This is a genomic window from Cognatiluteimonas lumbrici, from assembly GCF_006476065.1.
Classification (GTDB): domain Bacteria; phylum Pseudomonadota; class Gammaproteobacteria; order Xanthomonadales; family Xanthomonadaceae; genus Cognatiluteimonas; species Cognatiluteimonas lumbrici.
This window is the reverse complement of the sequence record NZ_ML636798.1, coordinates 1945269-1971937: the sequence shown is the minus strand read 5'-3', so window position 1 is coordinate 1971937 and position 26669 is coordinate 1945269. Positions and strand designations below refer to the sequence as shown.

Annotated in this window: 23 protein-coding genes; 10 read left to right on the top strand and 13 right to left on the bottom strand. The window is 71.1% G+C overall.

The window, feature by feature from the left end; translation table 11 throughout:
- Positions 1-5 precede the first annotated feature (5 nt).
- The 6 genes from E4F25_RS09540 to E4F25_RS09515 are packed head-to-tail and all read right to left on the bottom strand — an operon-like array spanning position 6 to position 7280.
- Complete coding sequence (locus E4F25_RS09540; RefSeq protein WP_140909907.1) at positions 6-1316, bottom strand: sensor histidine kinase; 1311 nt, start codon at positions 1314-1316, stop codon at positions 6-8.
- Position 1317: 1 nt separating this feature from the next.
- Positions 1318-2667 carry a sigma-54-dependent transcriptional regulator gene (locus E4F25_RS09535; RefSeq protein WP_140909906.1) on the bottom strand — a complete coding sequence of 450 codons (1350 nt, stop codon included), beginning with the start codon at positions 2665-2667 and terminating at the stop codon, positions 1318-1320.
- A 17-nt stretch (positions 2668-2684) separates the two neighbouring features.
- Positions 2685-3911 (bottom strand): ABC transporter permease, encoded by a 1227-nt coding sequence (locus tag E4F25_RS09530; RefSeq protein WP_140909905.1) that lies wholly within the window; start codon positions 3909-3911, stop codon positions 2685-2687.
- Positions 3912-3926: 15 nt separating this feature from the next.
- Positions 3927-5243 carry an ABC transporter permease gene (locus tag E4F25_RS09525; protein WP_140909904.1) on the bottom strand — a complete coding sequence of 439 codons (1317 nt, stop codon included), beginning with the start codon at positions 5241-5243 and terminating at the stop codon, positions 3927-3929.
- Positions 5244-5256: 13 nt separating this feature from the next.
- Entirely contained in the window at positions 5257-5979 is a 723-nt protein-coding gene (locus E4F25_RS09520) for an ABC transporter ATP-binding protein (RefSeq protein ID WP_140909903.1), read from the bottom strand.
- A gap of 23 nt (positions 5980-6002) precedes the next feature.
- Positions 6003-7280: an efflux RND transporter periplasmic adaptor subunit gene (locus E4F25_RS09515; RefSeq protein ID WP_140909902.1), complete on the bottom strand. Its 1278-nt coding sequence runs from the start codon at positions 7278-7280 to the stop codon at positions 6003-6005.
- A 192-nt stretch (positions 7281-7472) separates the two neighbouring features.
- Between E4F25_RS09515 and glmS the strand changes: the two genes are divergently transcribed.
- Complete coding sequence (gene glmS, locus E4F25_RS09510; RefSeq protein ID WP_140909901.1) at positions 7473-9305, top strand: glutamine--fructose-6-phosphate transaminase (isomerizing); 1833 nt, start codon at positions 7473-7475, stop codon at positions 9303-9305.
- 57 nt (positions 9306-9362) lie between these two features.
- Here the strand turns inward: glmS and E4F25_RS09505 are convergent, their stop codons facing one another.
- Complete coding sequence (locus E4F25_RS09505) at positions 9363-9896, bottom strand: outer membrane beta-barrel protein (RefSeq protein WP_181168258.1); 534 nt, start codon at positions 9894-9896, stop codon at positions 9363-9365.
- 156 nt (positions 9897-10052) lie between these two features.
- On the opposite strand from E4F25_RS09505, the gene E4F25_RS09500 reads away from it, so the two are divergent.
- The 4 genes from E4F25_RS09500 (at position 10053) to E4F25_RS09485 (ending at position 13665) form a co-directional block, all read left to right on the top strand.
- Complete coding sequence (locus E4F25_RS09500; RefSeq protein WP_140909899.1) at positions 10053-10421, top strand: CopL family metal-binding regulatory protein; 369 nt, start codon at positions 10053-10055, stop codon at positions 10419-10421.
- Between the two features lie 96 nt (positions 10422-10517).
- On the top strand, positions 10518-12263 hold the full coding sequence (locus tag E4F25_RS09495; protein ID WP_140909898.1) for a copper resistance system multicopper oxidase: 1746 nt from the start codon (positions 10518-10520) through the stop codon (positions 12261-12263).
- Between the two features lie 5 nt (positions 12264-12268).
- Entirely contained in the window at positions 12269-13123 is an 855-nt protein-coding gene (locus tag E4F25_RS09490; protein ID WP_140909897.1) for a copper resistance protein B, read from the top strand.
- A 14-nt stretch (positions 13124-13137) separates the two neighbouring features.
- Positions 13138-13665, top strand: a complete 528-nt coding sequence (locus E4F25_RS09485; protein ID WP_407062812.1) for a DUF411 domain-containing protein — start codon at positions 13138-13140, stop codon at positions 13663-13665.
- Positions 13666-13686: 21 nt separating this feature from the next.
- On the opposite strand, the gene E4F25_RS09480 is transcribed toward E4F25_RS09485, so the two are convergent.
- The gene (locus tag E4F25_RS09480; RefSeq protein ID WP_246069843.1) at positions 13687-14310 is read right to left on the bottom strand and encodes a DUF305 domain-containing protein; all 624 of its coding nucleotides are present in this window, start codon (positions 14308-14310) and stop codon (positions 13687-13689) included.
- 76 nt (positions 14311-14386) lie between these two features.
- Between E4F25_RS09480 and E4F25_RS09475 the strand changes: the two genes are divergently transcribed.
- Both E4F25_RS09475 and E4F25_RS09470 read left to right on the top strand, forming a co-directional pair.
- A complete protein-coding gene (locus E4F25_RS09475) occupies positions 14387-14785 on the top strand; it encodes a heavy metal-responsive transcriptional regulator (RefSeq protein WP_140909896.1) in 399 nt (132 codons plus the stop codon).
- Positions 14782-17097 (top strand): heavy metal translocating P-type ATPase, encoded by a 2316-nt coding sequence (locus E4F25_RS09470; RefSeq protein WP_140909895.1) that lies wholly within the window; start codon positions 14782-14784, stop codon positions 17095-17097. The genes E4F25_RS09475 and E4F25_RS09470 overlap by 4 nt, the downstream gene beginning before the upstream one ends.
- On the opposite strand, the gene glmU is transcribed toward E4F25_RS09470, so the two are convergent.
- Positions 17094-18458 carry a bifunctional UDP-N-acetylglucosamine diphosphorylase/glucosamine-1-phosphate N-acetyltransferase GlmU gene (glmU, locus tag E4F25_RS09465; protein ID WP_140909894.1) on the bottom strand — a complete coding sequence of 455 codons (1365 nt, stop codon included), beginning with the start codon at positions 18456-18458 and terminating at the stop codon, positions 17094-17096. The two genes, E4F25_RS09470 and glmU, sit on opposite strands and share 4 nt — an antisense overlap.
- Positions 18459-18534: 76 nt before the next feature.
- On the opposite strand from glmU, the gene E4F25_RS09460 reads away from it, so the two are divergent.
- Complete coding sequence (locus tag E4F25_RS09460; protein WP_140909893.1) at positions 18535-20547, top strand: hypothetical protein; 2013 nt, start codon at positions 18535-18537, stop codon at positions 20545-20547.
- Positions 20544-20927, top strand: coding sequence for a GtrA family protein (locus E4F25_RS09455; protein ID WP_246069842.1), 384 nt, complete (start codon positions 20544-20546; stop codon positions 20925-20927). The genes E4F25_RS09460 and E4F25_RS09455 overlap by 4 nt, the downstream gene beginning before the upstream one ends.
- A gap of 31 nt (positions 20928-20958) precedes the next feature.
- Here the strand turns inward: E4F25_RS09455 and E4F25_RS09450 are convergent, their stop codons facing one another.
- From E4F25_RS09450 to E4F25_RS09435, 4 genes are all read right to left on the bottom strand, one after another.
- Positions 20959-21165, bottom strand: a complete 207-nt coding sequence (locus E4F25_RS09450) for a dodecin (protein WP_140909892.1) — start codon at positions 21163-21165, stop codon at positions 20959-20961.
- A 65-nt stretch (positions 21166-21230) separates the two neighbouring features.
- A complete protein-coding gene (locus E4F25_RS09445) occupies positions 21231-22007 on the bottom strand; it encodes a TSCPD domain-containing protein (RefSeq protein ID WP_140909891.1) in 777 nt (258 codons plus the stop codon).
- Between the two features lie 93 nt (positions 22008-22100).
- On the bottom strand, positions 22101-22601 hold the full coding sequence (locus E4F25_RS09440; RefSeq protein WP_140909890.1) for a hypothetical protein: 501 nt from the start codon (positions 22599-22601) through the stop codon (positions 22101-22103).
- Positions 22602-22692: 91 nt separating this feature from the next.
- The gene (locus E4F25_RS09435) at positions 22693-24870 is read right to left on the bottom strand and encodes an adenosylcobalamin-dependent ribonucleoside-diphosphate reductase (RefSeq protein ID WP_140909889.1); all 2178 of its coding nucleotides are present in this window, start codon (positions 24868-24870) and stop codon (positions 22693-22695) included.
- 260 nt (positions 24871-25130) lie between these two features.
- Between E4F25_RS09435 and E4F25_RS09430 the strand changes: the two genes are divergently transcribed.
- Positions 25131-26600, top strand: coding sequence for a trypsin-like peptidase domain-containing protein (locus E4F25_RS09430; protein ID WP_140909888.1), 1470 nt, complete (start codon positions 25131-25133; stop codon positions 26598-26600).
- Positions 26601-26669 lie beyond the last annotated feature (69 nt).

Genomic DNA, 26669 nt, shown 5'->3' with positions numbered 1-26669 from the left:
GTGCCCTAGTCAGGAAGGTGGATCGCGACGCAGAGCCCGCCGCGGTCGCGGTTGAGCAGCGCGATGCGGCCGCCGTGCGCCTCCGCGATCTCGCGCGCGAGCGCAAGCCCGAGGCCGGTGCCGTGGCGCTTGGTGGAATAGAACGGCAGCAGCGCGTTCGAGAGCACCGCTTCGTTCATGCCGCTGCCGCGGTCGAGCACCTCGAGTCGCCAGCCTTCGCCGGCGCGGCGCAGCACCAGCTTCACCTCGTGCGCCGGCGAGCCGGATTCGTGCGCGTTCTTCAGCAGGTTGAGCAGCGCCTGTTCCAGCTGCGCCGGATCGAAGCGGCCGATGCGGTCGTCGTTGCCGCCTTCGGCCACGAACTCCACCTGGCTGCGCAGCTGCGCGATGAAGCGCCGCCACTCCACCGGCTGCAGCCGCGGCGCCGGCAGCTTGGCGAAGTGCGCGTAGTCGCGGATGAAGCCCTCGAGGTGGCGCGCGCGCTCCTCGATCGTGGCCAGCGCGGTGGGCAGGCGCTCGAGCTGGCCGCGGCGCAGCAGTTCCGCGCCGGAGTGCGCGAGCGAGGCGATCGGCGCCAGCGAGTTGTTGAGTTCGTGGCTGATCACGCGGATCACCTTCTTCCAGGTCTGCACCTCCTGGCGGCGCAGCTCGGCGGTGAGCTGGCGCAGCAGCACCAGTTCGTGGCGCCGGCCATTGAGCCGGAACTGGCGCCGCGCGAGGTGGAAGATCTCCTCTGCGTCGTCCTCGCCGACGGTGAACATGCCGTCTCCACCGCGCGAGAACGCCTCGCGTACCGCGTCGGGCGTGCCCTCGAGCAGCGTCTCGAAGTGCCTGCCTTCGAGCCGATGGCCATCGCCCAGCAGCTTGCGCGCGGCAATGTTCCCGTGGACCACCCGGCGCGACGGATCCACCAGCACCATCGCCACCGGCGTGTTCTGCACCATCGTGTCCAGCAGCAGCTCGCGCTGCACCAGCGCCAGCCGCTGCTCGCGGAGCACGTCGCCGAGTGCGTTGTGGCTGGCCACCAGTTCGCCAAGTTCGTCGCGGCCGTCCCAGTTGACCCCGAACGCGAAGTCGCCGTCGCGGTAGCTGGCGACGCTGCCGGCGAGCGCGCGGAACAGCGCGCGCATCGGCGCGAACAGCCGCTGCACGTGGTACAGCAAGAGCGGCGCCAGCAGCGCGACCGCGAGCAACGCCGCCCACGGCGGCCGCAGCCACTGCGACAGCAGCAGCGCGAGTCCGGCCGCCGCGGCCACGTAGAGCAGCGCCAGCGCCGCGAACTGCAGGCGCAGCGGCAGCCGCTGGCGCCAGCGCATCTCAGCCGCGCCCCGCGCCGGGACGCTCCAGGCCCAGGCGGTCGAGCCGCCGGTAGAGGGCCTGCCGCGACAGCCCCAGGTCCGCGGCTGCCTGCGCCACCACTCCATTGGCCCGCGCCAGCGCGGCCTCGATCGCGGCGCGGTCGGGCTCGTCGCTCGTGGCGCAGGCCGCTGCCGGCTTCGGCAGGCCGAGGTCCGCGGCCGCGATCGTGTCGCCGGCCGCGAGCAGTGCCGCGCGCTGCACGGTGTTGCGCAATTCGCGCACGTTGCCCGGCCAGGCATGCGCGCGCAGCACGCGCGCGGCGTCCTCGCCGAGCTGCTTGCCGGGCGGCAGGAAGTGGCGCGCCAGCGGCAGGATGTCGTCGGGGCGTTCGGCCAGCGGCGGCAGCCGCAGCTCGACCGCGTTGAGGCGGTAGAACAGGTCCTCGCGGAACCCGCCCTCGGCGATCAGCGCCGGCAGGTCGGCATTGGTCGCGCTGACGATGCGCACCCTGACCTGGCGCTCGCGATTGCCGCCGAGGCGCTGGAAGCGGCCGGTCTCCAGCACCCGCAGCAGCTTCACCTGGCCGGCCAGCGGCAGCGTGCCGATCTCGTCCAGGAACAGGGTGCCGCCGTCGGCCGCTTCGAACTTGCCTTCGCGCGCGCGCTGGGCGCCGGTGTAGGCGCCGGCCTCGGCCCCGAACAGTTCGGCCTCGACCAGGTCGGCCGGGATCGCGCCGCAGTTGAGTGCCACGAAGGGGCCGTCCCTCACCGCCGAGTTCGCGTGCACGATCTCGGCGACCTTCTCCTTGCCGGCGCCGTTCGGGCCGGTGACCAGCACCGGCAGCTCGGAGCGCGCGACCTGCACCGCCAGCGCCAGCAGGCGCTCGCTGGCGGGATCGGCGAACACGAAGCCGCGCAGGTCGTGGTCGCGTTCCAGCGCGCTGCGCCGGCGACGCTCGCCCTGCTGCATGCGCGCGAGTTCGCGGCGCGCCTCCGACAGCTCCAGCAGGTTGTTGACCGTGGCCAGCAGCTTGCGGTCGTCCCAGGGCTTGGCCAGATAGTCGGCGGCGCCGGCGCGCACCAGCTCCACCGCCGATTCGAGCTGGGTCCACGCGGTCAGCAGGATCACCGGCAGGTCGGGGTGGCGGTCGCGGATGCGTGCGAACAGCGCCGCGCCCTCCTCGCCCGAGGTGGTGTCGGCCTGGAAGTTCATGTCCTGCACCACCAGGTCCACCGGCTCGCGCGCGAGCAGCGCGAGGCCGTCCTCCGGCGACGGCGCCGCGCGGGTCTCGATGTCGTGCAGCGAGAACAGGGTTTCCAGCGCGGTGGCTACGGCGGGGTTGTCGTCGATGACGAGGACGGTGGGCATGGACGAAGCTTAAGGCCCTACACGCTCCTCGTCGCGACTGCGGGGGGGACGGCGGCGGCGCGGCGGGCGGGGCCGAAGACTGAGAGCTGGCCCAGGAGCCACAGCACCAGGGCGCCGACCGGCAGGTAGATCGCCGGCAGCCGCGGCAGTTCCGCGCGTTCCATCATCAGCTGGTTGAGGCCGTAGGCCAGCATCATCCCGAGCACGATGCCGGCCGTGGCCAGCACGAAGTTCTCGAGCTGGAAGTAGCGCAGCACCTGGCCGCGGGTGGCGCCGAGCGCGCGCCGCACGCCGATCTGCTTGGTCCGCTGCGCGACCCAGAAACTGGCCAGGCCGACGATGCCGAGCGCGGTCACCACCAGCAGCAGCACGCTCACGATCACCAGCATCCAGGACATGGCCCGGTCCTGGCGATAGTAGTCGCTGCGCATCTCCTCGAGCGTCTGCTTCTCGAGGATGATGCGGTTGGGGCCGTTGCGCAGCAGTGCCTGCTCCGCGGCGTCGAGGGTTTCCGCCCGGCGATCCGGATCCACCCGCAGCACGTAGTTGCCGCCCACGTTGAACGGGATCCGGAGCGGCAGGATGCTCGAGTAGTAGTACTGCGCGGGGCCGCCCATTTCGTTCGGGCGCGCGAGCTTGTCCACCACCCCGACCACGCGCGTGCCGCCCTCGCCCCAGCTGTAGTAGGTCTTGCCGAGCGGATCCTCGCCCGGCCACAACGCCTCGGCCATGTCGCGGGTGATGATGGACACCGGTACCGCGAGGTTGGCGCCCGGGGCGCTGAACGCGTCCCAGTCGACCATTTCGTCGGCGGTGAAGAAGCGGCCGGAAACGAGCTGCAGCCCAAGCGTCTCCGGCAGCTTTTCGTCGCCGAGGTAGGTGCTGCTGCTGAGGTTTACCTGGGTCTGTTCCTGGGTGAGGTTGACGCCGCTGTTCCAGGAACTGCCGCCGAAGGTGAGCTGGTTGGTGACGCTGGCCGACTTCACCCCCGGCAGCGCGCGCAGCGCGGCCAGGTCGGTGGCGGTCAGGGCGGCGGCGTTGTCGTCCTGGCCGATGCCGGTGATCTGGATGCGGACGATCTCGTCCTCGGCCTGGCCGGTCGGGCGGTCCATGCGCTCGAGGCGCCCGCCGATCAGGAACATGGCGTTGCAGATGATCGCGCAGCTCAGCGCGATCTCGAGCACGATCAGCGCCGATGCGGTCTTGTGCCGGCGCAGGGTCGAAAGGATGGGGCGCAGTTCCATGTCGTTCTCCGGTGCTTACTGCGACTTGAGCTGGATCGCGGGCGCCACCTGGCAGGCATGCCAGGCCGGCAGCAGCCCGGCGAGCACGCTGGCCAGGATCGCGAGCGCGAAAGTGGTCAGCAGCATCGATGCGTCCAGGTGCAGGATGTCGGCGAAGCCGGTCGGCTGCTGCCGGATCGCCCACAGGCCGAGCTGGGCGAGCCCGAGGCCGAGCAGGCCGCCGGCCAGGCCGACGGTGCCGGCCTCGACCAGGCACTGCGCGAAGATCGCGCGGCGCGAGGCGCCGAGCGCGCGGCGCACGCCGATCTCGCTGGCGCGACGCATGAACTTGGCCAGCAGCAGGCCGACGGTGTTGAGCAGGCACACCAGCAGGAAGCCGAACGCCAGCCACACCTGCATGCGCACGTCGCTGGGTACCACGCGCTTGTAGTCGAGCCACTCCATCACGCTGCGCAGGCGCACGTTGGTCGGACGCTGGAAGCGGCCGGCGGCGCGCTGCTGGTCGGAGTAGTCGACCAGGTACTGCCGGTATGCCTCGGCCTCGGCGGGCGTGTCGAGCTCGACCCAGTACTGGATCCAGGTGCAGGGCGCGTTGACGCCGGTCTCGCCCTCGGGGTCGTCGCTGTTGGCGCCGCTGCGCCAGCAGTTCATGCTGCCGTTGCGGTCCATGCGCAGGTCGCGCGAGGTCGAGAACGGCACGTAGGCCTGTTCCGCCTCGCCGTAGCGGCCGGCGTTGAGGTCGTAGAACTTGGGCACCGGGCGCCACGCGTCGAGCACGCCGACCACGCGGAAGTCGGCGCCGCCGAAGCGCACCGTGCGCCCGGTGCTGTCCTCGCCGTCGAACAGCTTGTCGTTGAGCGCCTTGCTGATCACCGCCACCCGCGCGCGCGCCGCGTCCTGCTCCGCGCTCCAGCCATTGCCGTACAGGAACGGCAGCTCGAACATCGGGAAGAAGTCGGCGCTGGTGTAGCGGGCGTCGGCGTAGAACGGCGCCAAGCCCTCCTTCTGCGATTCGATCGCCACGCTGCCGCCGGTCATCATCGCCTGGCGGTCGCCGCGCGCCTGGCGCAGCAGTTCCTCGGCGTCGTAGCGGGTCATCTGCTCCTCGGGCTCCTCGCCGGCAACGTAGCCGTCCATCGAGCCCGGGTCGAGTTGGACGTAGAAGAGCTGGTCGCTCTTCTGCGGGATCGGGTCGCCGGAGAGCACGTGGAAGATGGTCAGCGTGGTCATGCTGGCGCCGATGCCCAGGGCGATGGCGAGCACCATCAGCGCGGTCAGTGCCTTGTTGCGGCGGAAGCTGCGCAACGCCAGATCGAAGTAGTAGGCGAACATGCGGGCGGCCTCCTCAGCCGTTGGACTCGGCCAGCGAGGCCGAGGCGACGCGCAGCAGGGTCGGCTCCACGCTCAGGTCGGTGGCCATGCCGTCGACGATGTGCACGTTGCGCTGCGCACGCGCGGCCAGCTCCGGATCGTGGGTGACCATGACGATGGTGGTGCCCTGCTCGTTGATCTCCTCCAGCAGCTCCATCACCCCGCGCGCCATCTGCGAGTCGAGGTTGCCGGTCGGCTCGTCTGCCAGCAGCAGGCGCGGGCTGCCCGCGAGCGCACGCGCGATCGCGGCGCGCTGCTGCTGGCCGCCGGACAGCTCGGACGGATAGTGCTTCATGCGCGAGCCGAGGCCGACCTGCGACAACGCCTGCTCGATCCGCTGCCGACGCTCGGCCGCGTTCATGCCCCGGTAGCGCAGCGGCACGTCGCAGTTGTCGAACAGGTTGAGGTCCGGGATCAGGTTGAAGCTCTGGAAGATGAAGCCGATCTTGCGGTTGCGCAGCCTCGAGCGCGCGTCGTCGGAGAGGCCGCGCACGTCCTCGCCGTCGAGCAGGTACTCGCCGCCGGTGAAGGTCTCCAGCAGGCCGGCGATGTTGAGGAAGGTGGTCTTGCCCGAGCCCGAGGGGCCGGTGACCGCGACGAACTCGCCGTCGCGCACGTGCAGGTCCAGCGCCCGGAGCGCGTGGGTTTCGACGAGTTCGGTACGGTAGACCTTGCTGACCTGGCGCATCTCGAGCATGGGGGTGTCCTCTTCTCTGGTTTTCAGTTGACGACCACGCGCTCGGCATCGCCGAACAGGTCGCTGCCGGAGACCACGACGCGGTCCCCTTCCTGCAGTCCTTCCACGATCTCCACCGCGCCCAGGCTGCTGGCGCCGGTGCGGATCGGACGCTTGACGGCGACGTCGCCGTCCATCACCCAGGCGCTGGCGCCGCCGCCCTGTTCCAGGAACGGGCCGCGGTCCACCATCAGCACGTCGCGGCGGGTGTCGAGCAGGATCCGCGCGGACATGCGCTGGTTCTGGCGCAGGCCGGGCGGCTGCCCGTCCTTGAAGCGCAGGCGCGCGGTGACTTCGCCGTTCACGACCTCCGGCGACACCGCCGAGACCTCGGCGGCGAAGGGTTCGCCGCGGCCGCTGGCGAGCTGCGCCGGCATGCCGATGGCGAGGTCGCGGGCGAAGCTCTCCGGCACCCGGATCTCGACCTCGAAGCGGGTCAGGTCGACCACCCCGAGCACCGGCGCGTTCTGGGCGACGTTGGCGCGCTGCTGCACCTGCACCTGGCCGACCTGGCCGTCGAACGGCGCGCGCAGGGTCAGCGCGTCCACCTGGCGCTGCAGCTCGGCGACCACCGCGCGCTGGCGGTCCGCCAGCAGTTTCTTGTTGCGCACGTCGAGGCCGGCGCCGCGATCCTGCAGGGCGCTGTCCTGGCGCGCGTGCTGGAGCCCGATCTCGGCGCTCTTGAGCGCGTCCTCGGCGCGCGCCACGTCCACCTGGGCGACGGCGCCGCCCTCGTAGGCGCGGGTGTTGCGCTCGAGGTCGCGCGCGGCGGCCTGGCGCTGGATCAGGGCCTGGTCGAGCGTGCGCCGCGCGGCCGAACGCGCCAGCTGCGCGTCGAGCGCGGCGCGGCTGGCTTCGGCCTCGAGGCTGGCAAGCGTCGCCTCTTCCTGCGCCAGGCGGCTGCGCAGTTCCGGGCTGTCGATCTCGGCCAGCGCGTCGCCCTTCTCCACGACGTCGCCCGCGACCACGTGCAGGGTCACGGTGCCGCCGGCGACCGCGTACAGGGTCGGGCTGTTGGCCGCGATCACGCGGCCCTCGGCGGAAATGTCGCGCACCAGGTCGCCGCGCCTGACTTCGGCGATGCGCAGCCGCGAGGCGTCCACCGAGCGGCTGCCGGCGGCCCAGCCGGACAGCAGCCAGCCGGCCAGCAGCAGCACCAGCGCGCCGCCGCCGGCGTAGGCCAGCCATTGCCGGCGCTGGCGCCCGGCGGCCGAGGAAGCGGCGACGGGCCGGTCCTGGCCCGAGGTGTCGCGGATGCCCATCGTTGGTGTGTCCCCTTGCTGTCGCGTCCTGCCGTTCCAGGAAGCAGGATGCGTGCCAAGCCGGAAACGTTGCACTGGCGCGGCGAACACGACTTGGCCGGGTGTCCGCGGACACCGTCCGGACACCGGCGCGGACAGTCCGGCGCTGCCTGACCCGCTACACTTCCAGTCCGCGAAGAAAGGTGGCTTGCCATGTGTGGAATCGTCGGCGCGATCGCTGGCCGTGACGTGGTCCCGGTGCTCATCGAGGGCCTCAAACGGCTCGAGTACCGCGGCTACGACTCCGCCGGCATCGCCGTGGTCGCGGACACGGGCGTACGCCGCGTGCGCCGCACCGGGCGCGTCTCCGAGATGGAGTCCGCGGCGGCCGCCGAAGGCTTCAGCGCCACGCTCGGGATCGGCCACACCCGCTGGGCGACCCACGGCGGCGTGACCGAGGACAACGCGCACCCGCACATCAGCCACGGCGAACTCGCGCTCGTCCACAACGGCATCATCGAGAACCACGAGGCCCAGCGCGAGCGCCTGCGCGGGCTCGGCTACGCCTTCGAGTCGCAGACCGACACCGAGGTCATCGCCCACCTGATCCACCATTACCGCGCGCAGGGCGCGGACCTGGTCGGCGCGCTGCAGCAGGCGGTGCGCGAGCTGCACGGCGCCTACGCCATCGCCGTGATCGACAAGCGCGACCCCGGCACCATGGTCGCCGCGCGCATGGGCTGCCCGCTGCTGGTCGGGCTCGGCGACGGCGAGAACTTCGTCGCCTCCGACGTCTCGGCGATCGTGTCGTCCACCCGCCGCGTGATCTTCCTGGAGGAAGGCGACACCGCCGAACTGACCCGCGACGCGGTGCGCATCTTCGACGCCGACGGCGCCCCGGTCGAGCGCGAGGTGCACGTGTCCGACGTGTCGCTGGCCTCGCTCGAGCTCGGCCCGTACCGCCACTTCATGCAGAAGGAGATCCACGAGCAGCCGCGCGCGGTCGCCGACACCATCGAGGCGCTGATGGACGACAATGCGTTCTCCGCCGAGCTGTTCGGCAAGGACGCGGCCGGCGTGCTCGAGGGCATCGAGGCGGTGCAGATCCTCGCCTGCGGCACCAGCTACTACGCCGGCCTCACCGCGCGCTACTGGATCGAGGCGCTGGCCGGCCTGCCCTGCGCCGTGGACATCGCCAGCGAGTACCGCTACCGCCAGGTGGTCGCCAACCCGAAGCAGCTGGTGGTGACGATCTCGCAGTCGGGCGAGACCCTCGACACCATGGAGGCGCTCAAGTACGCGAAGTCACTCGGGCAGTCGCGCACGCTGTCCATCTGCAACGTGCCCGAGAGCGCGATCCCGCGCGCCAGCCGGCTGGTGCACTACACCCGCGCCGGCGCCGAGATCGGTGTCGCCTCGACCAAGGCCTTCACCACCCAGCTGGTGGCGCTGTTCACCCTGGCCGCGACCCTCGCCAAGCTGCGCGGCCGCCTCGACGCACGGCAGGAAGACGAGCTGCTGGAGTGCCTGCGCCACCTGCCCGGCAGCATCCAGCACGCGCTCAACCTGGAACCGCAGATCGTGGCCTGGGCGGAACTGTTCGCACCCAAGGACCACGCGCTGTTCCTCGGGCGCGGCATGCACTACCCGATCGCGCTCGAGGGCGCGCTCAAGCTCAAGGAAATCTCGTACATCCACGCCGAGGCCTACCCCGCGGGCGAGCTCAAGCACGGGCCGCTGGCGCTGGTGGACGACGCGATGCCGGTGGTGGTGATCGCGCCCAACGACAGCCTGCTGGAGAAGGTGAAGTCGAACATCCAGGAAGTCCGCGCGCGCGGCGGCCAGATGTTCGTGTTCGCCGACGCCGACAGCCAGTTCGGCGAGTCGGAGCAGGTCAACGTCATCCGCACGCCGCGCCACGCCGGCATCCTGTCGCCGATCGTGCACGCGATCCCGGTGCAGCTGCTGGCCTACCACGCCGCGCTGGCGCGCGGCACCGACGTGGACAAGCCGCGCAACCTGGCGAAATCGGTCACCGTGGAATAGAAGAGGCCGGCCCAAAACCGGACCGGCCTCCGCGGATCGCCGCGTCGGGGACGCGACTCAGAAGTCGAATCGCACCTGCAGCTGCGCCAGGTCGACGTCGACGTCGTCCATCTCGAAGCGGCTGTACTCGCCGCGCAGGGAGACGTTGTCCGTGAAGCGGTACTGCAGCCCCAGCCCGTAGGTCGGGTCGGTGCCGCTGTCGTCGGCGAAGCCGATGTCCGGAACACCCAGCTCGGCGTCCCAGTCGTGGAAGCCCGCCTTCACGTAGCCGGAGAACTTCTCGGTGAAGGGCACGGTGCCCACCAGCACCAGCGACCAGGTGTCGGCCTCGAGCTCGCCGACGTTGTCGGCCAGGTCGACCTTGCCGAAGTCGGTATAGGCCGCCTCGGCACCGAGGTAGCGGTTGAACTGGTAGCCGCCGAACACCTGGTAGGCAAAGTCCTCGTCATCGGCGAAGTCCTCGTCGATCATGGACTGGCCCGCGCCGGCACCGACGTAGAAGCCGTCGGGATTGCCGGCGTTGGCGCCGAAGGACGCCGCGCCCAGGGCGATGGCGAGGACCGAGGCGGCGAGGATGGGGGAGTTGCGCATTGTTGGAGCTCCTTCTGTGACTGTTGCGATGGATGTCGCCCGAAGGAGATTGGGAGCGCAGCCGGCGGTACAAAGGCCGATTCCTGGCATTCACTGTTTCAGTCCCGATGACAATCGGGTCATCCACCGCACCCCGTTGTGCGGTAGATTCCACGCATGCTCCCGCGGCACGCCCTGTTCCGGATCCTGCTGGCTACGCTGTTCCTGTTGAACGTGGCGGGCGCGGCCGTGGCGGGCACGCTGCATACGGCCGGGATGCACGGCGCGATGGCGCAGCAATCCTCCCACGCCACCGACTGCCACGAACCCGGGGCCGGCGGCATGGACCACGACGGACAGCCCTCCGCGCCGGCGCCCGACTGCTGCGGCGACGACTGCAGCACCTGCACCGGCTTCGCGCATGCGCTGCAGCCGCCGGCCCTGCCCGCGGCCGGCGCGTGGGCACCGGCGGATTTGCGGACAGCGCCCGACCGCGGCCACGCCAGCACCGCGCTGGCGCAACCGGTCCGACCTCCCATCGGCTAAGCGTTCCCCAGGCGCCCACGGCGCCCTCCGGCGTGCCCGTCCCGCGGCGCGCCCGTGCCCGGCCCAGGCCGGCAAATGACGCTTCCGGAGCTTCCGATGTCCAACGTACCCTGGCAGCGCGCCGACGCGCTGCCGCACATGTCCCGACGCCGCTTCGTCCAGGGCCTCGCCGCTGGCGGCGCCGTCGCCGCGCTCGGCCTGTGGCCGAAGCCGGGCTGGGCGCTCAAGTCCCCCGGCCAGCCGCAGGTGCTCGCCGGCACCGAGTTCGACCTGTCCATCGGCGAGGTCGCCGCCAACTTCACTGGGCGCGTGCGAACCGGCATCGCCGTCAACGGCTCGATCCCGGCGCCGCTGCTGCGCTGGCGCGAAGGCACGACGGTCAATCTGCGCGTGCGCAACGCGCTGCCGCCCGGCTCCATCCACGGCCGCCAGGCCTCGATCCACTGGCACGGCATCCTGCTGCCGGCCAACATGGACGGGGTGCCCGGGCTGAGCTTCGACGGCATCCAGCCCGGCGAGGCCTACCACTACCGCTTCGACGTGCGCCAGGCCGGCACCTACTGGTACCACGGCCACTCCGGCTTCCAGGAACAGGCCGGGCTGTACGGGCCGCTGGTCATCGACCCGCTGGAGCCCGAGCCGTTCGCCTGCGACCGCGACTACGTGGTGCTGCTCAGCGACTGGACCGACCTCGATCCCGCCGACCTGTTCGACCGGCTCAAGAAGCGCTCCGACTACGACAACCTGTCCAAGCGCACGGTCGGCGACTTCCTGCGCGACGTCCGCGAGGACGGCCTGGCCGCCACCCTGCGCGACCGCAAGGCCTGGGGCGCGATGCGGATGACCCCGACCGACCTCTCGGACGTCAACGGCAACACCTACACCTACCTGATGAACGGCACCACCTCGCTCGGCAACTGGACCGGGCTGTTCCGCTCCGGCGAGAAGGTGCGGCTGCGCTTCATCAACGGCTCGGCGATGACCCATTTCGACGTGCGCATCCCCGGGCTGAAGATGACCGTGGTCGCCGCCGACGGCCAGTACGTCCACCCGGTGACCGTGGACGAGTTCCGCATCGCCACCGCCGAGACCTTCGACGTGATCGTCGAACCGACGGGGCAGGACGCGTTCACCATCTTCGCGCAGGACCTGGGTCGCACCGGGCATGTCAGCGGCACGCTCGCCGTGCGCGAAGGCCTGCGCGCGCCGGTGCCGGCGCCGGACCCGCGCCCGATCCTGACCATGGCGGACATGGGCCACGGCGGCATGGAGCATTCGATGCACGGCATGGCCGGCATGGACCATGGCGCAGCCGGCATGCAGCAGCATCCGGCCAGCGAAACCGGGAATCCGCTGGTGGACATGCAGACCATGACCCCCGAACCGAAGCTCGACGACCCCGGGATCGGCCTGCGCGACAACGGCCGTCGCGTGCTCCGCTACGCCGACCTGAAGAGCACGTTCGCCGATCCCGACGGCCGCGAACCCGGGCGCACCGTCGAGCTGCACCTCACCGGCCACATGGAGCGCTTCGCCTGGTCGTTCGACGGGCTCAGGTTCGCCGATGCCGCACCGCTGCGGCTCAATTACGGCGAGCGCCTGCGCATCGTGCTGGTCAACGACACCATGATGTCGCACCCGATCCACCTGCACGGCATGTGGAGCGACCTGGAGGACGAAGCCGGCCGGTTCATGGTGCGCAAGCACACCGTGGACATGCCGCCGGGCAGCAAGCGCAGCTACCGCGTGCGCGCCGATGCACTCGGCCGCTGGGCCTACCATTGCCACCTGCTGTACCACATGGAAGCAGGCATGTTCCGCGAAGTGCAGGTGGTGGAATGAACGCCATGCGCCAGACCCTGCTGGTGGCCGCGCTGGCGGCCCTGTCGACGCCGGCGTTCGCTCAGCACGCCGGCCATGCGCAGCACGCACAACAGACGGAGCACGCGGAGCATACGCAGCACGACGCGCATGCACCGCCGTCGGAACAGCTCCCGCGCGAGCCGATCCCGCCGCTCACTGACGCCGACCGCGCGGCCGCGTTCCCGGCCGGGCTGTCGGGCCACGCGGTGCACGACGACATCCACTCCTTCGTGCTGGTGGACCGGCTCGAGACTTCCGACGCCGGCGACGACCCGCTGGCCTGGGAGGCTTCGGCGTGGATCGGCACCGACCTCGACCGCGCCTGGCTGCGCAGCGAGGGCGAGGCCGCGGACGGCCGCGTCGAAGCGGCCAACCTCGAGCTGTTCTACGGCCGCGCCGTCTCGCGCTGGTGGGACGGCGTGGTCGGCGTGCGCCACGACGTCGGGGACGGCCCCTCGCGCACCTATGCCGCGATCGGCGTGATCGGCCTGGCGCCGCAGAAGTTCGAGGTCGAGGCCACTGCCTACCTCGGCGACCACGGCCAGGCCGGCCTCGCCGTCGAGGCCGAGTACGACACCCTGCTGACCAACCGCCTGGTCCTGCAGTGGCAGGCCGGGGCCGAAGCCTGGGGCCGGAGCGATCCGCAGCGCGGCCTTGGCGCCGGCCTGGCCACCGTCGAGGCGGGCCTGCGGCTACGCTACGAGGTGACGCGCCGGTTCGCGCCCTATGTCGGCATCGCGCACGAACGCGCCTTCGGCAACACCGCCGACCTGCGGCGGGCCGGGGGCCATCCCACCGATGACACCCGCGTGGTCGCGGGCGTCCGCTTCTGGTTCTGAACAGGATGAACACGATGACTTCGACCCTCGCCGTCCTGCTCGCCGTCGCCCTGCTCGGCTGCTCGCAGCCTCCCGCTCCGGAGGCCGTCGCACCGGAGGCCTCCGCAGCGGCTGCCCCCGCTCCCGCCGCGGCTGGCGCCGACGCATCCGCCTCCGCGGAGGCCGCGCTGCCGCTGGTGGTCGTGCACAAGGATCCGTACTGCGGCTGCTGCAACGCCTGGATCGAGCACATGCGCCACGCCGGCTTCCCGGTGGAGGCGCGCAACGAGGCCGACATGGGCCCGGTCAAGGCCAGCGCCGGCGTGCCGCCCGGCAAGGGCTCCTGCCACACCGCGATCGTGGACGGCTACCTCATCGAAGGGCACGTGCCGGCCGCGGACGTGAAGCGGCTGCTCGCCGAACGCCCGGATGCCAGGGGCCTGGTGCTCCCGGGCATGCCGATGGGCTCGCCGGGGATGGAGACGCCGGACGGCCGCACCCAGCCCTACACGGTCGAACTGGTGGCCAACGACGGCAGCACCACGCCGTACGCCCGGCACTGAACGCAGCCGGGCGCGATCCACCTATCGCACCGCCTGCTCCGCTTCGCGCTGCATCCGCGCGGTGGGTTCGGCGGAAACCGGGGGGAGCGCGGTCCGACCGCGCTCCCCGTTGCGGCGGATATCCTCGATCAGCAGTTCCATCTCGGCGATCTCGCGGACCTGGGACGTGATGATCCCGTCGGCCAGCTCGCGCACCCGCGGATCGCTGATGCCGGCCTTGCGGGCGTTGTTGATGGCGATGGAGTGGTGCGGAATCATGGCGCTCATGAAGGCGACGTCGCCCACCAGCGCCTGGCTCCTGTTGACCAGCAGCAAGGCGATCCCGAGCAGCGAGGCAACGGCGACCACCGCGATTTTCTTCGCGCGGCCCTCGTACATCGACCACATGAAGCCGAGCATGACCACGGCCATGACGCAGCCCATCACCAGCGAGGCGACCAGGCGGTTGATGCTGAACAGGGCGTGGTCGACGCTGTAGACCAGCTGGTACATCAGGAAGAACATGACGACGGTGGACGTCGCGATCATCGCGGCGAACTTGCGCCACATCGTCGTCGCCTGCTTCTGCTTGCCAGTCTCCATCCCGCGCTCTCCCTCGGGCAGTTGCCGGAACAGTAGGACCACGAAGGTGGAAGCCACATTCACGGCTTGACTCTGGACCATGGTCCAAGGTGCAGAATGGCTCCATTGCCCCGCTGCGGGCGGTCCGGAGCCGGACGCCATGAAGATCGGAGAGCTTGCGCGAGAGGCCGGCGTGGCCATCGACACCGTGCGCTACTACGAGCGGCAGGGCCTGCTGCCCGAGGCGGAGCGCACCCTTTCCGGCTATCGCCGGTACGCCGCGCCCGACGTGGAGCGCGTGCGCTTCATCCGCCGCGCCAAGGCATTGGGCTTCACCTTGTCCGAGATCGGGGAGCTGCTCGCCCTGTCCGAGCGGCGCGGGGCCGACATGGCCGGGATGAAGCGCGCAGCGGAGGCCAAGCTGCACGACGTGGACGCGAGGATCGCGGAACTGCAGCGCATCCGCGGTGGACTGGAGGTGCTGGTCGCATCGTGCCCCGGCCGCGGCGAACTCGAGCACTGCCCGATCCTCGGGACCCTTTCCGGAGACGACCAATGACCGACCCCCACGCCCACCGCGACCACGGCAGCGGCGCGGCCGTCACCGCCACCGATCCGGTCTGCGGCATGACCGTGGACCCGGCGAAGACACCGCACCACCACGTGCACGACGGCGTCGAGTACCACTTCTGCAACCCGCGCTGCCGCGAGAAGTTCATCGCCGATCCCGGCAGGTACCTGTCGCCGCGCGCCGGGGAGCCCGAGGCGGCGGTCCCCGGCGCCATCTACACCTGCCCCATGCACCCCGAGGTCCGCCAGGAAGGTCCGGGCACGTGTCCGAAGTGCGGCATGGCGCTGGAACCTGAGATGCCCTCCCTGGACGAAGGCGAGAATCCGGAGCTGGTCGACTTCCGCCGCCGCTTCTGGTGGACGCTGCCGCTGACCGCGGCGGTGTTCGTGCTGGCGATGTTCGGCGACGCGCTCGGCATCGGCGACGCCACCACCCGCACCTGGCTCGAGCTGGTGCTGGCCACGCCGGTGGTGCTGTGGGCCGGCTGGCCGTTCTTCGAGCGCTGGCTGCAGTCCATCCGCAACCGCAGCCCGAACATGTGGACGCTGATCGGGACCGGCGTCGGCGCCGCCTACCTGTACAGCGTGGTCGCGACGCTCGCGCCCGGGCTGTTCCCGCCCTCCTTCCACGAGCACGGGCGGGTCGGCGTCTACTTCGAGGCGGCCGCGGTGATCGTGTCGCTGACCCTGCTCGGGCAGCTGCTCGAGCTGCGCGCGCGCTCGAAGACCTCGGCCGCGATCAAGGCACTGCTCGGGCTGGCGCCGAAGACCGCGCGCCGCATCCGCGAGGACGGCAGCGAGGAGGACATCCCGCTGGAGCACGTGCACGTCGGCGACCGCCTGCGCGTGCGCCCGGGCGAGAAGGTGCCGGTGGACGGCACCGTGCTCGAGGGCCGCTCCAGCGTCGATGAATCCATGCTCACCGGCGAACCGATCCCGGTGGCGCGGGGCGAGGGCGACCGCCTGATCGGCGCGACCCTCAACGGCACCGGCGCGCTGGTGATGCGCGCCGACCAGGTCGGCTCCGCCACGGTGCTGGCGCAGATCGTGCAGCTGGTGGCGCAGGCGCAGCGCTCGCGCGCGCCGATGCAACGCCTGGCCGACAAGGTGTCGTTCTGGTTCGTGCTCGCGGTGCTGGCGGTGGCGCTGCTGACCCTGCTCGGCTGGGGCCTGTTCGGGCCGGAGCCGTCGTGGACCTGGGCGGTGCTCAACGCGGTGTCGGTGCTGATCATCGCCTGTCCCTGTGCGCTGGGCCTGGCTACGCCGATGTCGATCATGGTCGCCAGCGGCCGCGCCGCCGGCGCCGGCGTGCTGTTCCGCGACGCCGAGGCGATCGAGCGCCTGCGCACGGTGGACACGCTGGTGGTGGACAAGACCGGCACCCTCACCGAGGGCCGCCCCGCGTTCCGCGAGGTGCTTCCAGCCGCCGGCCAGGACGCCACCACCGTGCTGCGCCTGGCCGCCAGCCTCGACCAGGGCAGCGAACACCCGCTCGCCGACGCCATCGTCGCCGAGGCGCGCCGGCTCGAGCTGGGATTGTCCGCCGTGCACGACTTCGAGTCGGTCACCGGCCAAGGCGTGCGCGGCCGCGTCGAGGGCCGGGAGTTGCTGCTGGGCAACCGCACGTTGATGCGGGATGCGGGCATCGAGGTCGGCGCGCTCAACGAGCAGGCCGAATCCCTGCGCGGCGAGGGCGCCAGCGTGATGTTCCTCGCCGCCGACGGTGCGCTGCTCGGCGCCATCGCGGTCGCGGACCCGGTCAAGGACAGCACGCCCGCGGCGCTCGACGCGCTGCGCGGGGAAGGCATGCGCATCGTCATGGCCACCGGCGACTCCGAAGGCACCGCGAACGCGGTCGCGCGCGCGCTGCGCATCGACGAGGCCCACGGCGAGGTGACGCCGGCCGACAAGGTCGCGCTGGTGCGCAGGCTGCAGGCCGAGGGCCACGTGGTGGCGATGGCCGGCGACGGCATCAACGACGCCCCGGCGCTGGCCGCCGCGGACGTCGGCATCGCCATGGGCACCGGCACCGACGTGGCGATGTCGAGCGCGCAGGTGACGCTGGTGAAGGGCGACCTGCGCCGGATCGCGGAGGCGCGGCGGATCTCGGCCGAGACCGTGGCCAACATGAAGCAGAACCTGGGCTTCGCCTTCCTCTACAATGCGATCGGCGTGCCGGTCGCCGCCGGCGTGCTCTACCCCGCGTTCGGCATCCTGCTGAGCCCGATGCTGGCGGCGCTGGCGATGAGCCTCAGCTCGGTGTCCGTCGTCGCCAACGCCCTGCGCCTGGGCCGGCGCTAGCGCTTCTTCGGCCGCTGCCAGCCTTCGATGGTGGACTGGCGGCCGCGGGCGACGGTGAGCTTGCCGGCCGGCGCGTCGTGGGTGACCACCGAGCCGGCGCCGATGGTGGCGTCCTCGCCGATCTCGACCGGCGCCACCAGCGCGCTGTTGGAGCCGATGAAGGCGCCGTCGCCGATGCTGGTGCGCGACTTGTTCACGCCGTCGTAGTTGCAGGTGATGGTGCCGGCGCCGATGTTGGCCTTGCGCCCGACGCTGGCGTCGCCGAGGTAGCTGAGGTGGTTGGCCTTGCTGCCCTCGGCCATGACCGTGTTCTTGGTCTCGACGAAGTTGCCGACGCGCACGCCCTCCGCGAGCACGGTGCCGGGCCGCAGGCGCGCGTACGGGCCGATCGCCGCGGCGCCTTCGCTGCGCGCGCCCTCCAGGTCGCAGTGCGCGGCCACCACCGTGCCGGCGGCCAGGCGCACGTCCTTCAGGCGGCAGAACGGGCCGATGCTGACGTTGTCGCCGAGCTCGACCTCGCCCTCGAGCACGACGTCCACGTCCAGCGACACGTCGCGCCCGACGCTGACGCGCCCGCGGATGTCCACGCGCGCCGGGTCCGCCACCCGCGCGCCCTGCAGGCAGAGCTCGCGCACCGCGCGGCGCTGGAACGCGCGCTCGAGCTGCGCCAGCTGCCAGGGATCGTTGGCGCCCTCGGTCTCCATCGGATCGCCGACCACCACGATCTCCGCGGCGCAGTACTCCGCGGCCGCCTGCGCGAACACGTCGGTGAGGTAGTACTCGCCCTGCGCGTTGTCGTTGCGCAGCGCCGAGAGCCAGCGTCCGAGCGCGTTGCCGTCGGCGACGATCACGCCGGTGTTGACCAGCCCGATGCGGCGCTGGGCGTCGTCGGCGTCCTTCTGCTCGACGATGCGCTCGACGTTGCCCTGCGGGTCGCGGACGATGCGCCCGTAGCCGGTGGGATCGTCGAGCTCGGCCGCGAGCACCGCGAGCGCGCCCGGGCTGGCCAGCAGCTTGCGCAGCGTGTCGGCGGTGATCAGGGGCACGTCGCCATACAGCACCAGCACGCGCGAGCCCGCGGGGATCGCCGGCAACGCCTGCTGCACCGCGTGCCCGGTGCCGAGCTGTTGCGCCTGTTCGACCCACGACAGGTCGGCGTCGCCGGCGAAGGCCGCGCGCACCTGGGCGCCGCCATGGCCGTGCACGACGTGGATCGCGGACGGCGACAGCGCGCGCGCGGTGTCGATGACGTGCGCCAGCATCGGGCGCCCCGCCACCGGCTGCAGCACCTTGGGCAGCGCCGACTTCATCCGCTTGCCCTCGCCGGCGACGAGGATCACGACGTGCAGCGGTGGTGTCATGCGGGCTCCCATGCGGCGGCGCGGCGATGCGATGTGACCGCGATTCTATCCGGGTGGCGCCTGCTAGGATGCGCCGGTGCCGCAGACCGCCGTCGTCCGCTTCCACCGACCCCGCCTTGCCGAGGCCACGATCTGGGCCGGCGTGCTGCTGTGCGTCGCCGGCTTCGTGCTCACGCGGATGTGGGAACACCTGCCGGCCGGACGCGCGGCCGAGAGCCTGCTGCTCGCGGGCCTGGCGGTGCTGCCGGCGTGGGGGCTGCGCAGGTTCGCCGGCTGGTCGTGGGCGAGCGGGTTGCTGCTGGTGTTCGCGCTGGTCGCGGTGGCGATGGCGGGCATCCTGCCAACGCTGGCGGTGGTGCTGCTGGCCGCGCCAGCGCTCGCCGCCGGGAGCGCGGTCGCCGGCACGGTTGCGCATCCGGCCATGGCCTGGCTCGCGGGAATGGCGCTGCTCGCGACCGTGGTCGGGTGGACGCTGCCGCTGCCGATGCACGGGCGCTGGACCTACCTAGCGGCACTGCTGCTGCTGGTGGCGCTGCGCTGGCGTGCGTTGGCTGCGTCGCTGTCGGTTGCCCGCGACGGCTGGCGGACCGCGGTGTCGGCGTCGCCGCGCGCGGCCGCCTGGACCGTGCTGGCCCTCGGCCTCGCCTCGGCCGGGAGCTGGCCGCCGACGATGCAGTACGACGACCTCGCCTACCACCTCGGCCTGCCTTGGCAGTTGATGCTGCACGGCCGTTACGCGCTCGACGTCTCGCAGCAGGTGTGGTCGCTGGCGCCGTGGGCCGGCGACGTGTTGCAGGCGATCCCGCAGGTCGTCGCGCACGCCGAGTCGCGCGGGCCGCTCAACCTGGCCTGGTTGGCGGCCGCCGCGGGTGCGCTGTGGCGGCTGGGCGCGTTGCTGGGCCTGGTGCCCGCACTGCGCTGGGCCGTGGTCGCGTTGTACGCGTCGCTGCCGCTGACGGCGGGGCTGCTCGGCAGCATGCAGACCGAGACCCCGGCGGTGGCGGTCACGCTGGCGCTTGCCGTGGTGGTGCTCGACGACCGCCTGCCGCGCCGGCTGCTGCTCGGTGCGCTGCTGTACGGCCTGCTGTTCGCGCTCAAGCCGATGCACGGCATCGCGGCCACGCCGTTGGTCCTGTGGGCCCTCTGGCGGCAACGCGGCGTCCTGCCCGGCGTCGGCGCGTTCGCGCTCGCAGTCGCCGCATTCGTCGCCGTCGGCGGCTCGAGCTACGCCTACGCCTGGGCGAGCACCGGCAACCCGGTGCTGCCGCTGCTCAACGACGTGTTCCGCTCGCCGCTGTTCCCGGACACGGGCTTCAACGACGCGCGCTGGCAGCAGGGCCTGGACCCGGCGCTGCCGTGGTCGCTGACCTTCCGGACCTCGGACTACCTCGAGGGCTGGAACGGCGCGCTCGGCTTCGCGCTGGTGGCGCTCGCCGGCGCGTGGCTGCTGGCGTTCGCCGACCGCCGCGCACGCGGACTCGCCGTCTGCGCGACGCTGGCGATCGCGCTGCCGCTGCTGCCGCTGCAGTACGCGCGCTACCTGCACCCGGGCATCGCCCTGCTGCTGCCGGCGCTGGTGCTGGCGCTGCAACGCGCGCTGCCGCGCATCCGCGCCGGCTGGCTGGTCGCCGGCCTGTGCGCATTGAACCTGCTGTTCCAGGCCAACGCCTACTGGTTGCTGCACCTGGGCATCCACAAGCGCGCGTTCAAGGCGGCCGGCGCCGACGCGCCGCTGCTCGAGCGCTACGCCCCCGAGCGGCTGCTGGTCGCGGCGATCCGCGAACGCGCGCCCGACAGCGGCGCGGTGCTACTGCTGACGCACCCGTTCCACGCCGAGCTCGCCGGCCGCGGGCGCACGGTCGAGTGGTATGCGCCGCGCCTGCACGCCGCGGCGGCGCAGGCCGACGCGGACCCGAGCGGCGACGCCTGGGCGCGGCTGTTGCGCGACGAACACATCGCCGAGGTCATCCTTGCGCCGGAGGCGCTGCCGCCCGCGCGGCGCAAGGGGCTGGAACGGATGGGCGCGACGCGCGAGATGACGGTCGGCAACACGGAGTGGTGGCGGATTCCGCCGGGGGGCGCGCCTTGAGCCTCGGCCGCCACGCCCGCCACTACCTGCTCATCGGCGGCATCCAGTGGCTGGTGGACTGGGGCGTGATGGTGCTGCTCAGCCACTACGGCATGCGCGTGGAGCCGGCCAACATCTGCGGCCGCGTCGCCGGCGCCCTGCTCGGCTACTGGCTCAACGGCAAGCTGACCTTCGCCGGCGACGACACCGCGATCGGCCGCACCCAGCTAGCACGCTTCGTCGCCATGTGGATCGGCACCACCATCGTCAGCACCTGGTCGGTCGGCGTCATCGACGACTACCTGGGCCTGAAGTGGGCGTGGCTGGCCAAACCGGGCGTCGAGCTGTGCCTCGGCGTCGTCGGCTTCCTGCTCTCCCGCCACTGGGTCTACCGCAAGTGACTGTAGGAGCGGCGCTAGCGCCGCGACCCGGTCAGTCGACCGCGAACCCGACCTTGATGGTCACCTGCCAGTGCGCGATCTTCCCGCCCTCGACGTGCCCGCGGGTCTCCAGCACCTGGAACCAGCGGATGTCGCGCACGCTCTCCGAGGCCTTCTCGATCGCGACCCGGATGGCGTCGTCACTGCCCGTCTTCGACGAGCCGGTCAGTTCCAGGGACTTGTAGACGTGGTTGCTCATGGTGCGCCTCCTTCGTCGTGTGACAGCGGACGGGTCGCGGCGCTAGCGCCGCTCCTACAGGCATCCTACCCGCACTTGGAATAGCCGCAATTCAGGCAGGTCGCGCAGCCGTCCATGATCACCACGGCCTTGGTGCTGCATTTGTGGCACATGGTGGCGGAGGGCGGGAAGCTGGCGCCGTCGCCGGTGACCGAGACACTCTCGCTGTCGCGTTCGTCGTCGCCCGCGGCGGGCGCGGGGCTCACTTCAGCGTTTTTTTTTGAGCGGGCCTCGAAGGCGGCGCGCTTCTCGGCGATCAGCGCGCGGCGCTCCTCGCTCATCTCGGGGTCGTGGATCATGCCGATGGACTTGAGGTGCTCCTCGACGATGCTGCCGAGCTCGGCCACCAGCGAGGGCATGTACACGCCGCCCGCCTTGAAGTAGCCGCCCTTGGGGTCGAACACCGCCTTCATCTCCTCCACCAGGAAGGTGACGTCGCCGCCCTTGCGGAACACCGCGGACATGATCCGGGTGAGCGCGACGATCCACTGGAAGTGCTCCATGGACTTGGAGTTGATGAAGATCTCGAACGGGCGGCGCTGCTCGTGCTCGCTGCCGGCGTTGAGCACGATGTCGTTGATGGTCACGTACATGGCGTGCTCCACCAGCGGCGACTTGATCTTGTAGGTGCTGCCGACCAGGACCTCCGGGCGCTCGATGCGCTCGTGCATCTGGATCACGTTGTCGGCGGGCAGTTCCGACTCGGCCTCGGCGCGGGACACGGCGTCGGCCTTGGCCTTGCCCTTCTCCTCCGGCTTCACGACGGCGTAACCCTTGATTTTCTTGTCGATCCTGACGGCCATGGTGCTGGTCCTGTGTTCCGTTTGGATGCCCCTCCCGGGTTTTGTCCGGGAGGGGCGGTGGTGCCGGTCGCGGCGCTAGCGCCGCTCCTACAGCTATTTCCTGCGGGCCGCCTTCTTCGGCGCGGCCTTCTTCGTGGCCTTGCGCGCCGGCGCCTTGCGGGCCGCCGACTTCTTCGCCGCCGACTTGCGGGCGGTCGACTTCTTGGCTGCCGACTTCCTGGCCGTCGCCTTGCGGGCGGTCGACTTCTTCGCGGCCGACTTGCGGGCGGTGGACTTCTTCGCCGCCTTCTTCGCGCCGGCCTTCTTGGCGCCGGCCTTCTTCGCGGTCGACTTCTTCGCCGCCTTCTTGCCGGTCTTCTTCGCCTTCAGCGCGCTGGCTTCCTTCTTGGCGTTGGCGCTCGCGGTGGCCAGCTTCTTCTTGACCGAACCGACCGCCTTCTTCGCCTTGGTGGTGGCCTTCTTCGCCGTCTTGCTCGCCGACTTCACCGCACTGCCGGCCGTCTTGGAGACCTTGGCGCCGATCGCCTTCACCGCATCCGCGGCGTTGTCGGCGGCGCTGGTCAGGGTCGTCGCGACCCCGTTGCCGTTGCTCATGGTGCTTCCTCGTCAGGTCTGTTGCGGGCGGGGCGCCCGCATCGCGGAATGTAGCGCGATCCGGGCCCCCTGCAAGCATTTTTTTGACGGCTCAGAACTTCCCGTAATAGCCCTCTTTGAGGGCGTCGAACAGGTTGGCGGCGGTGTGCAGCTCGCCGTCGTACTCGATCTGCTCGTTGCCCTTGACCTCGACCACGCTGCCGTCCTCCAGCTCGAACCGGTACAGGGTGTTCGCCAGGTCCTGCTCCTTGACCAGCACGCCCTGGAAGGCGGCCGGGTTGAAGCGGAACGTGGTGCAGCCCTTCAGGCCCTGCTGGTGGGCGTAGCGGTAGATGTCCTTGAAGTCCTCGTAGGGGTAGTCGGTCGGGACGTTGGCGGTCTTCGAGATCGAGGAGTCCACCCACTTCTGGGCGGCGGCCTGGACGTCCACGTGCTCCTTCGGGGTGATGTCGTCGGCGGCGATGAAGTAGTCCGGCAGGCGCGCGCCGGGGTCCTCGGCGAAGGGCATCGCCTTCGGGTTGACCAGCTCGCGGTAGGCCAGCAGCTCGTACGACCAGACGTCCACCTTCTCCTTGGACTTCTTGCCCTCGCGGATCACGTTGCGGCTGTAGTGGTGGGCGAAGCTCGGCTCGATGCCGTTGGAGGCGTTGTTGGCCAGGCTCAGCGAGATCGTGCCGGTGGGCGCGATCGAGCTGTGGTGGGTGAAGCGGGCGCCGGTCTCGGCCAGCTCCGCCACCAGCTCCGGGGCGACCGTGGCCACCTGCTGCATGTAGCGGCTGTAGCGCGCGTGCAGGACCTTGCCGGCGATCTGCTGGCCGACCTTCCAGCCGTCCTTCTTCATCTCCGGGCGCTTGCGCAGCATCTCGGCGGTGACCTCGAAGGTCTCGTCCATGATCGGCGCCGGGCCCTTCTCCCGGGCCAGCTCCAGGCCCATCTCCCAGCCGGCCACGGCCATCTCGCGGGCGATGCGCTCGGTGAACTCGCAGGAGGCCTTCGAGCCGTACTTCATGCGCAGCATGGTCACGGTCGAGCCGAGGCCGAGGAAGCCCATGCCGTGGCGGCGCTTGCGCATGATCTCGGCGCGCTGCTGCTCCAGCGGCAGGCCGTTGACCTCGACCACGTTGTCGAGCATGCGCGTGAACACGCGCACCACTTCCTTGTACTCCTCCCAGTCGAACTCGGCCTGGGCGGTGAACGGGTGGCGCACGAACTTGGTCAGGTTGACCGAGCCCAGCAGGCAGGCGCCGTAGGGCGGCAGCGGCTGCTCGCCGCAGGGGTTGGTGGCGCGGATGGTCTCGCACCACCAGTTGTTGTTCATCTCGTTGACGCGGTCGATCAGGATGAAGCCCGGCTCGGCGTAGTCGTACGTCGAGACCATGATCATGTCCCACAGGTGCCGGGCGCGGACCTTGCCGTAGACCTTGCAGGCGACCATGCCGTCGTCGCGGGTGATGTAGTTGCGGTGGGTCGGCCAGTCGCGCCAGACCACCTGGTCGGCGTTGTCGAGGTCGATGTCGCCGGCTTCCTTGCTGTTGATCGGGAACACCAGCGGCCAGTCGGCGTCGTCCTCGACCGCCTGCATGAAGCCGTCGGTGATCAGCAGCGACAGGTTGAACTGGCGCAGGCGCCCGTCCTCGCGCTTGGCGCGGATGAAGTCGCGCACGTCCGGGTGCGACACGTCGAAGGTGCCCATCTGCGCGCCGCGTCGGCCGCCGGCCGAGGACACCGTGAAGCACATCTTGTCGTAGATATCCATGAAGGACATCGGGCCGGAGGTGTAGGCGCCGGCACCGGCGACGAACGCGCCGCGCGGGCGCAGGGTCGAGAACTCGTAGCCGATGCCGCAGCCGGCCTTCAGGGTCAGGCCGGCCTCGTGGACCTTGTCCAGGATGCCGTCCATCGAGTCCTCGATGGTGCCGGACACGGTGCAGTTGATCGTGCTGGTGGCGGGCTTGTGCTCGAGCGCGCCGGCGTTGGAGGTGATGCGGCCGGCGGGGATCGCGCCGCGGCGCAGCGCCCACACGAAGCGCTCGTTCCAGTACCGGCGCTTCTCCGGGGTCGGCTCGGCCTCGGCCAGGGCGCGGGCGACGCGCTGGTAGGTGCCGTCGATGTCGGCGTCCACGGGCTCGCCGGCCTTGGTCTTGAGGCGGTACTTCTTGTCCCAGATGTCGACCGAGGCGGGCTGCATCGGAATCTCGCGATCCCGGGCAGTTGCCGTGTCGATGCCGTCGTCCATGCCCGATACCGCCTCGAGTCGCACCGTGCTCATCCGTACCCGCTCCCTGTATAACGCGTGCGCGGCTGGCGCCGCGTCATTGTTGTGTTCTGTGCCACCACCCCTAAGGCTTGGGCCTGCCCTGCGTCACCAACCCCAAGATGTAGTGGCGACACAGGCTTCCAAGCTAGCCGCGGTCCGGCAGGGTGTCAACCGGCCGGAAGCGTTTTCCGCACTTCAGCGACGATTGCGTGGGCCGGCGCGAAACTGAACACTGACAGTGCCGCCATTCATCGTTGCCTACCATGCAGAAGATGTCCCCTCGCCCGTCCGCTTCACGTTCCGCCCGTGCCCGCGCGACCCGCATCGGGTTCGTGCTCGCGCTGGCCGCCGCCGCGGCCTTCGGCGGCTTTGCCGCGACCGCGCTGCAGGAATCCCTGCGCCCCGCCCAGGCGAAGACGCCGGAGGCGGCGCAGGTGGAGGCGTTGCCGGCCACCGTGGCCGGCACGCCGGTGCCCTCGCTGGCGCCGATGCTGGAGCGGGTGATGCCGGCGGTGGTCAGCGTGCACAGCCAGCAGCGCGTGCGCGTCAGTCCGTTCGGCAACGATCCGTTCTTCCGGCGCATGTTCCCGGAGCTCACCCAGGAGCGCATCAACCGTTCGCTCGGCTCGGGCGTGATCGTGGATGCGCGGCGCGGCCTGGTGCTGACCAACCACCACGTGATCGAGGGCGCCGACGAAGTGTCGGTCTCGCTCAGCGACGGGCGCACGCTCACCGCGGAGTTCATCGGCTCGGATCCGGACACCGACATCGCGCTGATGCGCATCCCGGTACCCGAGGATGGCGCGCCGCTGACCGCGATCCCGATGGCCGACAGCGCGCAGCTGCGGGTCGGCGATTTCGTGGTCGCGGTCGGCAACCCGTTCGGCATCGGCCAGACGGTGACCTCGGGCATCGTCTCGGCGGTGGGGCGCACGGGCCTGGCCGGGCTCGGCTACCAGAACTTCATCCAGACCGACGCCTCCATCAACCCGGGCAACTCCGGCGGCGCGCTGGTGGACCTGCACGGCCGGCTCGTCGGCATCAACACCGCCAGCTTCAACCCGCGCGGTTCGATGGCGGGCAACATCGGCCTCGGCTTCGCGATCCCGTCCAACCTGGCCGGCGACATCATGCGCCAGCTGCTGGCCACCGGCGAGGTCCACCGCGGCGCGCTCGGCGTGGACACCCAGGACGTGGACGCGCGCCTGGCCGAGGGACTCGGCCTCGACGCCGCGCGCGGCGCGCTGGTGACCCGCGTCTATCCCGACTCCGCCGCGGCCGCGGCCGGTGTCGAGGCCGGCGACGTGATCCTCGCCGCCAACGGCCAGCGCATCGACGACGGCGCCGCGCTGCGCAACTTCGAGGGCCTGCAGGCGGTCGGCGCGCGGGTCACGCTGGACCTGCGCCGCGACGGCGAGCCCTTGCAGCTCACCGCGACCCTGCGCGAGCAGCCGCGCTCGCTGCCGGGCGCCAGCCTGGACCCGCGCCTGGCCGGCGCCACCTTCTCCGAGCTGCCGGCCGGCGCGCGCCAGTCGGGCCTGTCCGGGGTGGTGGTCGAGGAGGTCGCCGCCGGCAGCCGCGCCGCCGGCAACGGCCTGCGTCCCGGCGACCGCATCGTCGCCGCCAACAGCGGCCGCTTCGACGACCTCGCCGGTTTCCGCCTCGGCTTCTCGACGCCGCCGAGCCAGCTCGTGCTGCGCGTGGTGCGGGGCAACACGAGCGGTAACCTGATCATGCGTTGACATGGCCGTGCAGCGGCCCCATGCACGATGGGCGGACACCACCACCCAGGCTTCACCACCAGGAGAACA